The organism is Streptomyces calvus (assembly GCF_006782915.1).
GTDB classification, from domain to species: Bacteria; Actinomycetota; Actinomycetes; order Streptomycetales; family Streptomycetaceae; genus Streptomyces; species Streptomyces calvus.
The window spans coordinates 43,212-56,413 of the sequence record NZ_VCNP01000040.1 but is presented as its reverse complement, the minus strand read 5'-3'; the positions used below and the strand labels follow the sequence as shown (position 1 = coordinate 56,413).

At 73.4% G+C, this 13,202-nt stretch carries 11 protein-coding genes; 9 read left to right on the top strand and 2 right to left on the bottom strand.

The genetic code is table 11. From position 1 onward, the window contains the following. Positions 1-25: 25 nt before the first annotated feature. Positions 26-880, top strand: a complete 855-nt coding sequence (locus FGW31_RS16935; protein WP_142194276.1) for a TrmH family RNA methyltransferase — start codon at positions 26-28, stop codon at positions 878-880. A gap of 41 nt (positions 881-921) precedes the next feature. On the opposite strand, the gene paaN is transcribed toward FGW31_RS16935, so the two are convergent. After that, complete coding sequence (gene paaN, locus FGW31_RS16930; protein WP_142194275.1) at positions 922-2,613, bottom strand: phenylacetic acid degradation protein PaaN; 1,692 nt, start codon at positions 2,611-2,613, stop codon at positions 922-924. A 161-nt stretch (positions 2,614-2,774) separates the two neighbouring features. Between paaN and FGW31_RS16925 the strand changes: the two genes are divergently transcribed. Next, positions 2,775-4,289, top strand: a complete 1,515-nt coding sequence (locus FGW31_RS16925; protein ID WP_142194274.1) for a 3-hydroxyacyl-CoA dehydrogenase — start codon at positions 2,775-2,777, stop codon at positions 4,287-4,289. Next, on the top strand, positions 4,286-4,876 hold the full coding sequence (locus FGW31_RS16920) for a TetR/AcrR family transcriptional regulator (RefSeq protein WP_142194273.1): 591 nt from the start codon (positions 4,286-4,288) through the stop codon (positions 4,874-4,876). Before FGW31_RS16925 ends, FGW31_RS16920 begins: the two co-directional genes overlap by 4 nt. 89 nt (positions 4,877-4,965) lie before the next feature. On the opposite strand, the gene FGW31_RS16915 is transcribed toward FGW31_RS16920, so the two are convergent. Then, positions 4,966-5,451, bottom strand: a complete 486-nt coding sequence (locus FGW31_RS16915; protein WP_142194435.1) for an Lrp/AsnC family transcriptional regulator — start codon at positions 5,449-5,451, stop codon at positions 4,966-4,968. Between the two features lie 185 nt (positions 5,452-5,636). On the opposite strand from FGW31_RS16915, the gene pdhA reads away from it, so the two are divergent. The 6 genes from pdhA to FGW31_RS16885 all read left to right on the top strand — a co-directional run bounded on the left by pdhA (position 5,637) and on the right by FGW31_RS16885 (position 13,184). Then, entirely contained in the window at positions 5,637-6,779 is a 1,143-nt protein-coding gene (gene pdhA, locus FGW31_RS16910; RefSeq protein ID WP_142194272.1) for a pyruvate dehydrogenase (acetyl-transferring) E1 component subunit alpha, read from the top strand. Then, positions 6,776-7,780 (top strand): alpha-ketoacid dehydrogenase subunit beta, encoded by a 1,005-nt coding sequence (locus FGW31_RS16905; RefSeq protein WP_142194271.1) that lies wholly within the window; start codon positions 6,776-6,778, stop codon positions 7,778-7,780. Before pdhA ends, FGW31_RS16905 begins: the two co-directional genes overlap by 4 nt. Next, positions 7,780-9,276, top strand: coding sequence for a dihydrolipoamide acetyltransferase family protein (locus tag FGW31_RS16900; protein WP_142194270.1), 1,497 nt, complete (start codon positions 7,780-7,782; stop codon positions 9,274-9,276). The genes FGW31_RS16905 and FGW31_RS16900 overlap by 1 nt, the downstream gene beginning before the upstream one ends. Before the next feature lie 295 nt (positions 9,277-9,571). Then, the gene (locus tag FGW31_RS16895) at positions 9,572-10,684 is read left to right on the top strand and encodes an NTP transferase domain-containing protein (RefSeq protein ID WP_142194269.1); all 1,113 of its coding nucleotides are present in this window, start codon (positions 9,572-9,574) and stop codon (positions 10,682-10,684) included. Continuing rightward, positions 10,681-12,090, top strand: coding sequence for a molybdopterin molybdotransferase MoeA (locus tag FGW31_RS16890; protein ID WP_142194268.1), 1,410 nt, complete (start codon positions 10,681-10,683; stop codon positions 12,088-12,090). The genes FGW31_RS16895 and FGW31_RS16890 overlap by 4 nt, the downstream gene beginning before the upstream one ends. Next, positions 12,087-13,184 (top strand): potassium channel family protein, encoded by a 1,098-nt coding sequence (locus FGW31_RS16885; RefSeq protein WP_142194267.1) that lies wholly within the window; start codon positions 12,087-12,089, stop codon positions 13,182-13,184. The genes FGW31_RS16890 and FGW31_RS16885 overlap by 4 nt, the downstream gene beginning before the upstream one ends. Positions 13,185-13,202 lie beyond the last annotated feature (18 nt).

The window sequence follows — 13,202 nt, the reverse complement described above, 5'->3', positions numbered from 1 at the left end:
CCGCCGCGCACGTAGGCTGCACGGCATGACCGACCCCGCCTCCGACCTTCCTCCCGTGTCCCCCGTGCCCTCCGCGTCGGCCGGTCCCCGCACACCGTCCGACGTCGCGGCCGCCTGGCACCGGCAGGCCGGTGACAGCGTGCTGCTCGACGGCTTCCACGCACTCAAGCACGCCGTGCGCTTCGGGGCCCGGGTGCGGATCGCGCTGACCGCGGACCGGGCCGGGGTCCTCGCGCTCGCCGACGAACTGGCCGGCGACGTACGGGACACGCTGGCGGAGCTGCTGACCGAGGTGCCCCACAAGACGTACGCCGCCCTCGTGCCGCGGCCGCATCCCACCGCGGTGGCCGCCCTGGCCGTACGACCTTCCCGCGCGGACAACCTCCGCCGGCTGGCGCACACCCCGCGCACCGCGCCCGTGGTGGTCCTGGACAACCCGCGCAACCTCGGCAACGCGGGGGCGGTGATCCGGCTGGCCGCAGGGTTCGGCGCGACCGGCGTCGTCACCACCGGCACCCTGGATCCCTGGCACCCCACCGTGGTGCGCGGCGGGGCCGGGCTGCACTTCGCCACCGCCGTGGAACGGCTGACGGTCGAGGAACTGCCGTCCGGTCCGGTCTTCGCGCTCGACCCCGAGGGCGAGGACATCCGCTCGCTGGAGCTGCCGGACGACGCGCTGCTCGCCTTCGGCTCCGAGCGCAGCGGCCTGTCCGCCGAACTGCGGGCGCGGGCCGACCACCTCGTGGCGCTGCCGATGCGCCCCCAGGTCTCCAGCTACAACCTCGCGACCAGCGTGGCCATGACGCTGTACCACTGGAGCGCCACCAGCGGTTCTCCCAGCAGCGCCACCGGCGGTGCCCCCGGCGGCGCGCCCGTCTGAACGCCCGCCGGGAGCCCGTCCCGGGAGTCCGGAGTTTCGCCTCACGCCTCCCGGCGCACCTCGACCACCCGGAAGCGGTTGGCCACGAACGCGCCGTCGCACAGGGCGGCGTTGGCCGCCGGGTTGCCGCCGGAGCCGTGGAAGTCGGAGAAGGCGGCCGTCTGGTTGACGTAGACCCCGCCGGTCAGGTTCAGGGAGAGCTGGGCGGCCTCCTCCAGGCAGACCTCCTGGATCTTCTCCTCGACCTCCGGGGAGGTCGTGTACGCGCCGACCGTCATCGCGCCCTTCTCGCGGACCGTGCGCCGCAGCAGGTCCGCCGCGTGGTCGGCCGAGTCGACGGCGACGGCGAAGGAGACCGGGCCGAAGCACTCGCTCATGTAGGCGGCCTCGGCGTCCGGCTTGGAGCCGTCGAGCTTCACGATCACCGGCGTGCGGACCACCGCGCCCGGGAACTCCGGGTGGGTGATCTCCCGGGAGGCGAGGGCGACCTCGCCGAGCCCGGCGGCGGCCTCCAGCCGGGCCTTGACGTCCGGGTTGACGATCGCGCCCAGCAGCGCGTTCGCCCGGGCGTCGTCGCCGAGCAGCTTGTCGACCGCCGCGCCCAGGTCGGCGGCGACCTCGTCGAAGGACTTCGGGCCCTCGTCGGTGGTGATGCCGTCGCGCGGGACGAGCAGGTTCTGCGGGGTGGTGCACATCTGGCCGCTGTACAGCGACAGCGAGAACGCCAGGTTGGCCAGCATCCCCTTGTAGTCGCCGGTCGACTCCACGACCACCGTGTTGACGCCGGCCTTCTCGGTGTACACCTGCGCCTGGCGGGCGTTGGCCTCCAGCCAGTCGCCGAACTCCGTCGAGCCGGTGTAGTCGATGATCCGGATCTCCGGACGGGTGGCGAGCGTCTTGGCGATGCCCTCGCCGGGACGCTCCGCGGCCAGCGCGACCAGGTTCGGGTCGAAGCCCGCCTCGGTCAGCACCTGACGGGCCGCCTGCACGGTGAGCGCGAGCGGCAGCACCGCCCGCGGGTGCGGCTTGACCAGCACCGCGTTGCCCGTGGCGAGCGAGGCGAACAGGCCCGGATAGCCGTTCCACGTCGGGAAGGTGTTGCAGCCGATGACCAGGCCGATGCCGCGCGGCACCGGTGTGAACCGCTTGGTGAGGGCGAGCGGGTCCCGCTTGCCCTGCGGCTTGGTCCACTCCGCGGTGTCCGGCGTGCGGACCTGCTCCACGTACGCGTAGGCGACCGCCTCCAGGCCGCGGTCCTGCGCGTGCGGCCCGCCCGCCTGGAACGCCATCATGAAGGCCTGCCCGGAGGTGTGCATCACCGCCTGGGCGAACTCCATGGTCCGGTCGCTGATCCGCTTGAGGATCTCCAGGCAGACCACCGCGCGGGCCTCCGCGCCCGCGTCCCGCCAGGCACGCATCCCGGCCTTCATGGCGGGCAGCAGCGTGTCGAGGTCCGCGTGCGGGTAGCTCACGCCCAGCTCGATGCCGTACGGACTGGTCTCGCCGTCGACCCAGCCGTCCGTGCCGGGCTGGCCGAGGTCGAGGCGGGTGCCGAGCAGCGCGTCGAAGGCGGCCTTGCCCGCCGCCATGTCCAGACTGCCGCCCTCGCCGTACGCCTTCGGGTGCTCGGGGTGCGGGGACCAGTACGCGCGCGTGCGGATCGCTTCCAGCGCCTGGTCCAGCGTGGGACGGTGCCGGGAGATCAGCTCGTGCGTCGTGAGTTCGGCGGCCATGCGGGACCAACTCCTCGTCTCAGAGACTCTTCGTCGAGCTCATGGACCTGTGCGGAAACGTAGTCAGAATCGGGCGGTCAGAGTTAGAGTAACCGAACGATCGGTCGGGACAAGGGGGTCCGCCGCATCTGTGGAAAACACCGTGCGGGAGGATCGCGCACATGACAGCACTCGACCTCAGCAGTCCCGTGGCCGTGGTCGGCACCGGCACCATGGGCCAGGGAATCGCCCAGGTCGCGCTGGTCGCCGGCCATCCCGTCCGGCTGTACGACGCCGCTCCCGGACGCGCCCGTGAAGCGGCCGAGGCGATCGGCGCCCGACTCGACCGGCTGGTGGAGAAGGAGCGGCTCACCGCCGCCGACCGGGACGCGGCCCGGGACCGTCTGCGGCCCGTCGACGAGCTGACCGGCCTCGCCGACTGCGCCCTGGTGGTCGAGGCCGTCGTGGAGCGCCTCGACGTCAAGCAGGACCTGTTCCGTGCGCTGGAGGACATCGTCTCCGACGACTGCCTGCTCGCCACCAACACCTCCTCCCTGTCGGTCACCGCGATCGGCGGCGCCCTGCGCGTGCCCGGCCGCTTCGTGGGCCTGCACTTCTTCAACCCCGCGCCGCTGCTGCCGCTGGTCGAGGTCGTCTCCGGGTTCGCCACCGACGTCACGTACGCGACCCGCGCGTTCGAGACGGCGCGCGCCTGGGGCAAGACGCCGGTCGCCTGCGCCGACACCCCCGGCTTCATCGTCAACCGCATCGCCCGGCCCTTCTACGCCGAGGCCTTCGCGGTGTACGAGTCCCAGGGCGCCGACCCGGCCACCATCGACGCGGTCCTGTGCGAGTCCGGCGGGTTCCGCATGGGCGCCTTCGAGCTGACCGACCTCATCGGGCAGGACGTCAACGAGTCCGTCACGCACTCGGTGTGGCAGGCGTTCTTCCACGACGTGCGCTTCACCCCCTCGCTCGCCCAGCGCCGCCTGGTCGAGTCCGGGCGGCTCGGCCGCAAGACCGGCCACGGCTGGTACGACCACGGCGACGGCGCCGAGCGTCCCGAACCGCACACCGCCGAGCCCGCCGACCCGCCCGCGTACGTCGTCGCCGAGGGCGGCCTGGGGCCCGCCTCGGACCTGCTGGCCATGATCCGCGAGGCGGGCATCGAGGTGCGCGAGGAGGACGAGGACAACGGCACCCGGCTGGTCCTGCCCGGCGGCGGCCAACTGGTCCTCGCCGACGGCCAGACCTCCGTGGAGTTCCGCGACGTCGTCTACTTCGACCTCGCCCTCGACTACCGCAAGGCCACGCGCGTGGCCCTCTCCCACGCCCAGAACACCTCCCCGGTGACCGTCGCCGAGGCGACCGGGCTGTTCCAGGCCCTCGGCAAGAAGGTCAGCGTCATCGGGGACGTACCGGGAATGATCGTCGCGCGGACGGTGGCCCGGATCATCGACCTCGCGCACGACGCCGTCGCCAAGGGCGTGGCCACCGAGGACGACATCGACACCGCGATGCGCCTCGGTGTGAACTACCCGCTGGGGCCCCTGGAGTGGAGCCGGCGGCTCGGCGGCGGCTGGGCCTGCTCGCTGCTGGACAACCTGCACGAGTGCGAGCCGTCGGGCCGTTACGCGCCCTCCCTCGCGCTCTACCGGCACGCCTACGCATCGGACCAGCGGGAGGGCACCTCATGACCACCGCCAGGCGCGACACGTACACCCCGGAGACGCTGCTGTCCGTCGCCGTCCAGGTGTTCAACGAGCGCGGCTACGACGGCACCTCCATGGAGCACCTCTCCAGGGCCGCGGGCATCTCCAAGTCGTCGATCTACCACCACGTGGCCGGCAAGGAGGAACTGCTGCGCCGCGCGGTGAGCCGGGCGCTGGACGGCCTCTTCGGCATCCTCGACGAGGAACCCGCGCGGGCGGGACGCGCCGCCGGGCGCCTGGAGTACGTGGTGCGGCGCATGGTCGAGGTGCTGATCGCCGAGCTGCCGTACGTGACGCTGCTGCTGCGGGTGCGCGGCAACACCGACACCGAGCGGTGGGCGCTGGAGCGGCGGCGCGAGTTCGACCACCGGGTGGCCGCGCTGCTGAAGGACGCGGCGGCCGAGGGGGACGTGCGCGAGGACATAGACGTGCGCCTGGTGACCCGGCTGGTCTTCGGGATGATCAACTCGATCGTCGAGTGGTACCGGCCCGACGGACGCGGCATGGACGAGCGCGAGGTGGCCGACGCGGTGGCGCAGCTGGCCTTCGGAGGGCTGCGCAGGACGGGGTGAGGAGGGGACCGGCCCGGCTCGTTCGCTCGGCCCCGTGGCCGGGGCCCGGCGGTCCGGTCCGGTCGGCTCTGCCGGTCGCGTGCGGCCGGTCAGCTCTGTGGTTCCAGGTCCTCCTCCTCGAACACCAGCAGGGTGCGCGTGCTGAGCACCTCGGGGATCGCCTGGAGCCGGGTGAGCACCAGCTCGCGCAGTGACCGGTTGTCGGGCGTGTGCACCAGCAGCAGCACGTCGAAGTCGCCGCCCACCAGGGCGATGTGCGAGGCGCCGGGGAGCTGTCGGAGCTGCTCGCGGACCGTGCGCCAGGAGTTCTGCACGATCTTCAGGGTGACGTACGCCGATGTGCCGTGACCGGCCCGCTCGTGGTTGACGCGGGCGCCGAAACCGCGGATGACGCCGTCCTCGACGAGCCGGTTGATGCGCGCGTAGGCGTTCGCGCGGGAGACGTGGACGCGTTCGGCGACGGAGCGTATCGAGGCGCGGCCGTCCGACTGGAGCATCCGCAGGATGTCCTGGTCGATGGCGTCCAGGGGGCGTGCGGGCGGAAGCGGTCCGCTGTCCTCCGGGCCCTCGGCCATTTGTTCAGATGCCACCCGCCCCCGCCTCTCCGCCATGGACGTACTGCATCCATCACAGGCTGTGGAGAACCGTTTGTCCACAGCCTGACGCCACCCGTAGCCAAAATGTGCCGGCGACCGAACAATCGGTTGGTGAGGCGTGTCACTGACGCCGCGCCTCCGACATCCCACGAGGAGGTGCCGTCATGACGGTCATGGAGCAGCGGGGGGCCTACCGGCCGACCCCGCCGCCCGCCTGGCAGCCCCGTACCGACCCCGTGCCGCTGCTGCCCGACGCGGAGCCGTACCGCGTCCTGGGCACCGAGGCGGCCGCCGAGGCCGACCCGGAGCTGCTGCGCCGGCTGTACGCGGAGCTGGTGAAGGGCCGCCGCTACAACGCGCAGGCCACCGCCCTCACCAAGCAGGGCCGTCTGGCGGTCTACCCCTCGAGCACCGGCCAGGAGGCCTGCGAGGTGGCCGCCGCCCTCGTCCTCGAGGAGCGCGACTGGCTCTTCCCGAGCTACCGCGACACCCTCGCGGTCGTCGCGCGCGGTGTGGACCCGGTCCAGGCCCTCACCCTGCTGCGCGGCGACTGGCACACCGGCTACGACCCCTACGAGCACCGCGTCGCGCCCCTGAGCACGCCGCTGGCCACCCAGCTGCCGCACGCCGTGGGCCTCGCCCACGCCGCCCGCCTCAAGGGCGACGACGTGGTCGCGCTCGCCATGGTCGGCGACGGCGGCACCAGCGAGGGCGACTTCCACGAGGCGCTGAACTTCGCCGCCGTCTGGCAGGCCCCGGTGGTCTTCCTCGTCCAGAACAACGGCTTCGCGATCTCCGTGCCGCTCGCCAAGCAGACCGCGGCACCGTCGCTGGCCCACAAGGCCGTCGGCTACGGCATGCCCGGCCGCCTGGTCGACGGCAACGACGCCGCCGCCGTGCACGAGGTCCTCGCCGACGCCGTGCGGCACGCCCGCGCCGGCGGCGGCCCGACCCTGGTCGAGGCGATCACGTACCGCGTGGAGGCCCACACCAACGCCGACGACGCCACCCGCTACCGCGGCGACGCCGAGGTCGAGACCTGGAAGCGGCACGACCCCATCGCGCTGCTGGAGCAGGAGCTCACCGCACGCGGACTGCTCGACGAGGACGGCGCCGAAGCCGTCCGCCAGGACGCCGAGACCATGGCCGCCGCGCTGCGCGCCCACATGAACCAGGACCCCGCGCTCGACCCCATGGACCTCTTCGCGCACGTCTACGCCGAGCCCACGCCCCAGCTGCTGGAGCAGCGGGAGCAGCTGCGGGCCGAGCTGGCCGCCGAGGCCGAGTCGGAAGGGGCGCAGCGATGACCACCGTCGCCGTCAAGCCGGCCACCATGGCGCAGGCCCTCACGCGCGCGCTGCGCGACGCCATGGCCGCCGACCCGTCCGTGCACGTCATGGGCGAGGACGTCGGCACCCTCGGCGGTGTCTTCCGGGTCACCGACGGACTCGCCAAGGAGTTCGGCGAGGACCGCTGCACGGACACGCCGCTGGCCGAGGCCGGGATCCTCGGCACGGCCGTCGGCATGGCCATGTACGGGCTGCGCCCGGTCGTGGAGATGCAGTTCGACGCGTTCGCCTACCCGGCGTTCGAGCAGTTGCTCTCGCACGTCGCGAAGATGCGCAACCGCACCCGCGGCAAGATGCCGCTGCCCCTCACGATCCGCGTCCCCTACGGCGGCGGCATCGGCGGCGTCGAGCACCACAGCGACTCCTCCGAGGCGTACTACATGGCGACTCCGGGGCTCCACGTCGTCACGCCCGCCACCGTCGCGGACGCCTACGGCCTGCTGCGCGCCGCCATCGCCTCCGACGACCCGGTCGTCTTCCTGGAGCCCAAGCGGCTGTACTGGTCGAAGGACTCCTGGAACCCGCAGGAGCCGACGGCCGTTGAACCCATAGGCCGTGCGGTGGTGAGGCGCTCAGGGCGGAGTGCCACGCTCATCACGTACGGGCCGTCCCTGCCCGTCTGCATGGAGGCGGCCGAGGCGGCCCGGGCCGAGGGCTGGGACCTCGAAGTGGTCGATCTGCGCTCCCTGGTGCCGTTCGACGACGAGACGGTGTGCGCCTCGGTGCGGCGGACGGGACGCGCGGTCGTCGTCCACGAGTCGGGTGGCTTCGGCGGCCCGGGCGGGGAGATCGCGGCCCGGGTCACGGAGCGCTGCTTCCACCACCTGGAGGCGCCGGTGCTGCGTGTGGCCGGGTTCGACCTGCCGTATCCGCCGCCGATGCTGGAGCGCCACCACCTGCCCGGAGTGGACCGGATCCTGGACGCCGTGGGGCGTCTGCAGTGGGAGGCCGAGAGCTGATGGCACAGGTGCTGGAGTTCAAGCTGCCCGACCTCGGTGAGGGACTCACCGAGGCGGAGATCGTGCGCTGGCTGGTCGAGGTCGGCGACGTCGTCGCCGTCGACCAGCCGGTCGTCGAGGTCGAGACGGCCAAGGCGATGGTGGAGGTGCCCTGCCCCTACGGCGGTGTGGTCACGGCCCGCTTCGGCGCGGAGGGCACCGAACTGCCCGTCGGCGCGCCGCTGCTGACGGTGGCGGTGGGGGAGACGGCCGAGGGCGGCCGTCCGGCCACCGGACCGGGCACGGCGGACGGCGAGGCCGCGCGCGGGCAGGGCCCGGCCGCCGAGGGCTCCGGCAATGTCCTGGTCGGATACGGCACCTCCGAGGCGCCGGCCCGTCGCCGCCGGATACGCCCGGCACAGCCGGCGCCCGCTGGGCCTTCTGCGCCTGCCGCGTTCGCGGCTCCGTCGGCGAACGGACGGCCGAGGACCGTGGAGACGCGGGACACCCGCGACACCCGGGCGGCGGACGCTCCGCAGCAGCCGGAGCGCACCGGTACGCCCGGAGCCGGCGGCACCCCGTCCCGCACCGCGGGAGCGGCCGACGGACCGGTCCCGGTGATCTCCCCGCTGGTACGCAGGCTGGCCCGGCAGAACGGCCTGGACCTGCGCGAGATGACCGGATCCGGCCCCGACGGGCTGATCCTCCGGGCGGACGTGGAGTACGCGCTGCGCGCCGCCGCGGCCCAGGGCCGCACGGGCACCGGCACGGCCGGGGAACCGCGGACGCAGGCCGCCCCGGCCACCGACCTGGCCCCGGCCGACCGGGCCGTCACCCGGATCCCCCTCAAGGGCATCCGCGGTGCCGTCGCCGACAAGCTGTCCCGCAGCCGCTCCGAGATACCGGACGCGACCTGCTGGGTGGACGCCGACGCGACGGAACTGATGCGGGCCCGGGCGGCGATGAACGCGGCCGGCGGGCCGAAGATCTCCGTCCTCGCGCTGCTGGCCCGGATCTGCACCGCCGCGCTGGCCCGCTTCCCCGAGCTCAACGCCTCGGTGGACACACAGGCGCGGGAGATCGTCCAGTACGCCGACGTGCACCTCGGGTTCGCCGCGCAGACCGACCGGGGGCTCGTCGTGCCCGTGGTCCGGGACGCGCACGCGCGGGACGCGGAATCGCTCACGGCGGAGTTCGCCCGGCTGACCGAGTCGGCCCGGGCCGGCACGCTGACGCCCGCGGAACTCACCGGCGGCACCTTCACGTTGAACAACTACGGTGTCTTCGGCGTCGACGGCTCGACCCCGATCGTCAACCATCCCGAGGCCGCCATGCTCGGCGTCGGCCGCATCGTCCCCAAGCCGTGGGTGCACGAGGGCGAGCTGGCGGTGCGGCAGGTCGTGCAGCTCTCGCTCACCTTCGACCACCGGGTCTGCGACGGCGGCACGGCGGGCGGATTCCTGCGGTACGTGGCGGACTGCGTGGAGCAGCCGGCGGTGCTGCTGCGGACCCTGTGAGACACCGGCCCGCCGGTCCGACGGCCGCCGGGCACGGGGCCCGGGACGAAGCGGTCGGCACCGGGCACGAGGCGCAGGGCGGAGCGGTGGCGCCGACCGCGTGAGTGGCCGGTCCGGCGTCGCCCTCGGTGGTCCTGTCGTCCTCGTCGTGCGAGGAGGTACCGACACGCCTGCAGTGACCGTCCGTCCTCGCCGCCCTGGTCGTTGTCCTCGTCGGCGTCCTGGACGATGCCTTCCCTGACCGTGTCCGTGCCCCCGCGTTCCCTGTGATCGTGGGGGCACGCATACTCGGGGGGTGACCGAGTTCCAGCCGCCCGGCGATCCCGCCCGTGGTTCCGCCGGTGACCCCTCGGACGGCGTCGGCGCCGCGTACGACGCCGTGGTGCTCGCCGGTGGCGCCGCCCGGCGGCTCGGGGGAGCGGACAAGCCCGGGGTGCGGGTGGGTGGACGGGCGCTGCTCGACCGGGTGCTCGCGGCCTGCGCCCGTGCCCGGACCACGGTGGTCGTCGCCTCTCCCCGGCCCACCGCACGGCCGGTGGTGTGGGCCCGGGAAGAGCCTGCGGGCGGCGGACCGCTGGCCGCGCTCGGCGCCGGGCTCCGCAGGACCACCGCCGACCACCTCGTCCTCCTCTCCGCCGACCTGCCCTTCCTCGAACCCCGCACCGTCGAGGCCCTGTTGGCGGCGCTGCGCCGCGGCACGGCCGACGGAGTGCTGCTGACCGACTCCGACGGCCGGGACCAGCCCCTCGTCGCCGCCTACCGGACCGCGCCCCTGCGCCGCGAACTGACCGCGCTCACCGACCGGCACGGCAGCCTGACCGGGCTCCCCCTGCGCCGGCTGACCGCCGCTCTCGACCTCACCCGCCTTTCCGACCCGGTGGCGTCCTTCGACTGCGACACCTGGGACGACATCGCCACCGCCAGGGCACGCATCAGGGAGCATGGACACGTGTTGGATGAATGGATCTCCGCAGTCAAGGACGAGCTGGGCATCGACCTGGACGTCGACACCGGCGTGCTGCTCGACCTCGCCCGCGATGCCGCGCACGGAGTGGCCCGGCCCGCCGCGCCGCTGACCACGTTCCTCGTCGGCTACGCGGCCGCCCGCGCGGGCGGTGACCGGGAGGCCGTCGCCGACGCGGCCCGCAAGGCCGCGGCGCTCGCCGCGCGCTGGGCGGACGAGGACGCACCGACCACCACCTCCCCCGACGCCCGCCCCGCGGACACCGCATCCGCCACCCCGCCCACCGCCAACCCGTCCATCGCCACCCCGTCGACCACCGACAACCGGTCGACCACCGGCACGCCGCCCACCGGCGACCCGTCGACAGACACCGCGTCCTCCGACACCCCTTCCGGTGATGTCGCACCCGACGCGACACCCGACACCCGCCCGGACGCCGGATGACCGCGCATGTCACCCGGGCCGACGCGGACGCCGACGACCTCGACGTCGAGGAGGCGCTCGCCCTCGTGAACGAAGTCCCCGGCCGCACTCCCGGCCGCACCCCCGGTGCCCGTACCCCCGCACCCCACGACCGGTCCCCGGGGGCCGACCGTCCCGGTGCGGAGGGCCACCCGCACACCACCGTCTGGACCGATGCCCGTGCCCTCGCCGCACGCGCCCCGCGCCACGGCACCGCCGGCCGCACCGGTTACCTGACCCCGGTCGACCTGCCCCTGGCCTCCGCCCTCGGTCTCACCCTGGCCGCTCCCCTGACCGCCCTGACCGACCTGCCCTCCTTCGACACCTCCGCGATGGACGGCTGGGCGGTCTCCGGGCCCGGCCCCTGGACCGTACGGGAGGAGGGTGTGCTCGCCGGGCACGCCGAACACCCGTCGCTGACCGACGGCGAGGCCGTGCGCATCGCGACCGGCGCCCGTATCCCCCCGGACACCACCGCCGTCCTCCGCAGCGAACACGGCCGCACCGACGACTCGGGCCGTCTGCACGTCACCGCCGCCACCCGGCCGCCGCACACCGTCAGCCACGGACAGGACATCCGCCCGCGCGGCCAGGAGTGCCGCAGCGGCGACCAGTTGCTGCCCGTGGGCACCCCGGTGAGCCCGCCCGTCCTCGGCATGGCCGCCGCCGCCGGATACGACACGCTCAGCGTCGTCCCCCGGCCCCGCGCCGACGTCTTCGTCCTCGGGGACGAGCTGCTGAACGAGGGCCTGCCGCACGACGGGCTGATCCGGGACGCGCTCGGCCCGCTGCTGCCGCCCTGGCTGCGCGCACTCGGCGCGGAGGTCACCACCGTCCGCCGGGTCGGCGACGACGAGCAGGCGCTGTACGAGGCGATCACGGCGTCCGACGCCCATGTCGTCGTCACCACGGGCGGCACCGCGGCCGGACCGGTCGACCATGTGCACCCCGTGCTGCGCCGCATCGGCGCCGAACTCCTCGTCGACGGCGTCGCCGTACGCCCCGGCCACCCGATGCTGCTCGCCCGCACCCGGGAGAACCAGCACCTCGTCGGTCTGCCCGGCAACCCCCTCGCCGCCGTCTCCGGCCTCCTCACGCTCGCCGAGCCCCTGCTGCGCACCCTCGCGGCCCGCCCCGCCCCGGAGCCGTACACGCTCCCGCTGCGGGGCGCCGTGCAGGGACATCCGCACGACACCCGGCTGGTCCCGGTCTCCGTACGGGGCGGCCGGGCGCTGCCGCTGCTCTACAACGGCCCGGCGATGCTGCGCGGGATCGCGGCGGCCGATGCGCTGGCGGTCGTACCGCCCGGCGGTGCACAGCCCGGTCAGGAGGCGGAACTGCTCGACCTGCCCTGGGCGTCCGGAGGAATCGGGGTGTGTTTCACGTGAAACTTCCGGGCCAAGACGCCATCGCTCGCCAGGCGGACGAACACCTGGTGACCCATCGGGTGAAACTCCCGAGGAAGATGGTCGAGCATCCGATCCGCCAGGTCGCCAAACGCCTGTCGATGGCACTGGTGGTACTGGTGGTGACGGCGTTCATCGTGTACGTCGACAAGGAGGGCTACAACGACAACTCCGACGGCTCCCTCGATCTCCTCGACGCGTTCTACTACGCGACCGTCACCCTCTCCACCACCGGGTACGGCGACATCACGCCGGTCAGCGACGGCGCCCGGCTCACCAACATCTTCGTCATCACGCCGCTGCGCGTGCTGTTTCTGATCATCCTGGTCGGCACCACCCTCGAGGCCCTCACCGAACGCACCCGGGAAGAGTGGCGACTGAATCGCTGGAGGTCCACGTTGCGCGATCACACCGTCGTCGTCGGTTTTGGGACCAAGGGCAGGTCCGCGATCAAGACCGTCTGCGCGACCGGGCTGTCGAAGGAGCGGGTCGTGGTGGTCGACCCCAGCTCCAAGGCGATCGACGCGGCCACCGCGGACGGGTACGCCGGTGTCATAGGGGACGCCACACGCAGCGAGGTGCTGAAGCGCGCCGAGCTGCACCGGGCACGGCAGATCATCATCGCGACACAGCGCGACGACACGGCGGTCCTGGTGGCCCTGACGGCACGGCAGCTCAACCGGGGCGCGAAGATCGTGGCCGCGGTGCGGGAGGAGGAGAACGCCCCGCTGCTAAAGCAGTCCGGTGCCGACGCGGTCATCACCAGCGCCAGCGCGGCCGGGCGACTGCTGGGACTCTCCGTGCTCAGCCCTTCGGCCGGCATGGTCATGGAGGACCTCATCCAGCAGGGGTCCGGAATGGACATCATCGAACGCCCGGTCATAAAGGCCGAGGTGGGCAAGACGCCTCGGGAGACCGCCGACCTGGTGGTGAGCGTCGTACGCGGGCACCGGGTGCTCGGTTACGACGATCCGGACGTCGGGAAGCTGGAGCTGACGGACCGGCTGATCACGATCGTGCGGGCGACGCCGGGCACGCAGGTCGCCCCCGACATCCGCCCCCTGCCCCGGAGTTGAGTCGAGGCCGTGCGGGGC

What these genes read in the sequence shown, in the direction of transcription:
- FGW31_RS16915 (WP_142194435.1), bottom strand. Translation starts at nt 5,451, where the DNA reads ATGGCCGAGGGCCCGGAGGACAGCGGACCGCTTCCGCCCGCACGCCCC.
- FGW31_RS16900 (WP_142194270.1), top strand. Translation starts at nt 7,780, where the DNA reads ATGGCACAGGTGCTGGAGTTCAAGCTGCCCGACCTCGGTGAGGGACTC.
- pdhA (WP_142194272.1), top strand. Translation starts at nt 5,637, where the DNA reads ATGACGGTCATGGAGCAGCGGGGGGCCTACCGGCCGACCCCGCCGCCC.
- FGW31_RS16925 (WP_142194274.1), top strand. Translation starts at nt 2,775, where the DNA reads ATGACAGCACTCGACCTCAGCAGTCCCGTGGCCGTGGTCGGCACCGGC.
- FGW31_RS16905 (WP_142194271.1), top strand. Translation starts at nt 6,776, where the DNA reads ATGACCACCGTCGCCGTCAAGCCGGCCACCATGGCGCAGGCCCTCACG.
- paaN (WP_142194275.1), bottom strand. Translation starts at nt 2,613, where the DNA reads ATGGCCGCCGAACTCACGACGCACGAGCTGATCTCCCGGCACCGTCCC.
- FGW31_RS16890 (WP_142194268.1), top strand. Translation starts at nt 10,681, where the DNA reads ATGACCGCGCATGTCACCCGGGCCGACGCGGACGCCGACGACCTCGAC.
- FGW31_RS16920 (WP_142194273.1), top strand. Translation starts at nt 4,286, where the DNA reads ATGACCACCGCCAGGCGCGACACGTACACCCCGGAGACGCTGCTGTCC.
- FGW31_RS16935 (WP_142194276.1), top strand. Translation starts at nt 26, where the DNA reads ATGACCGACCCCGCCTCCGACCTTCCTCCCGTGTCCCCCGTGCCCTCC.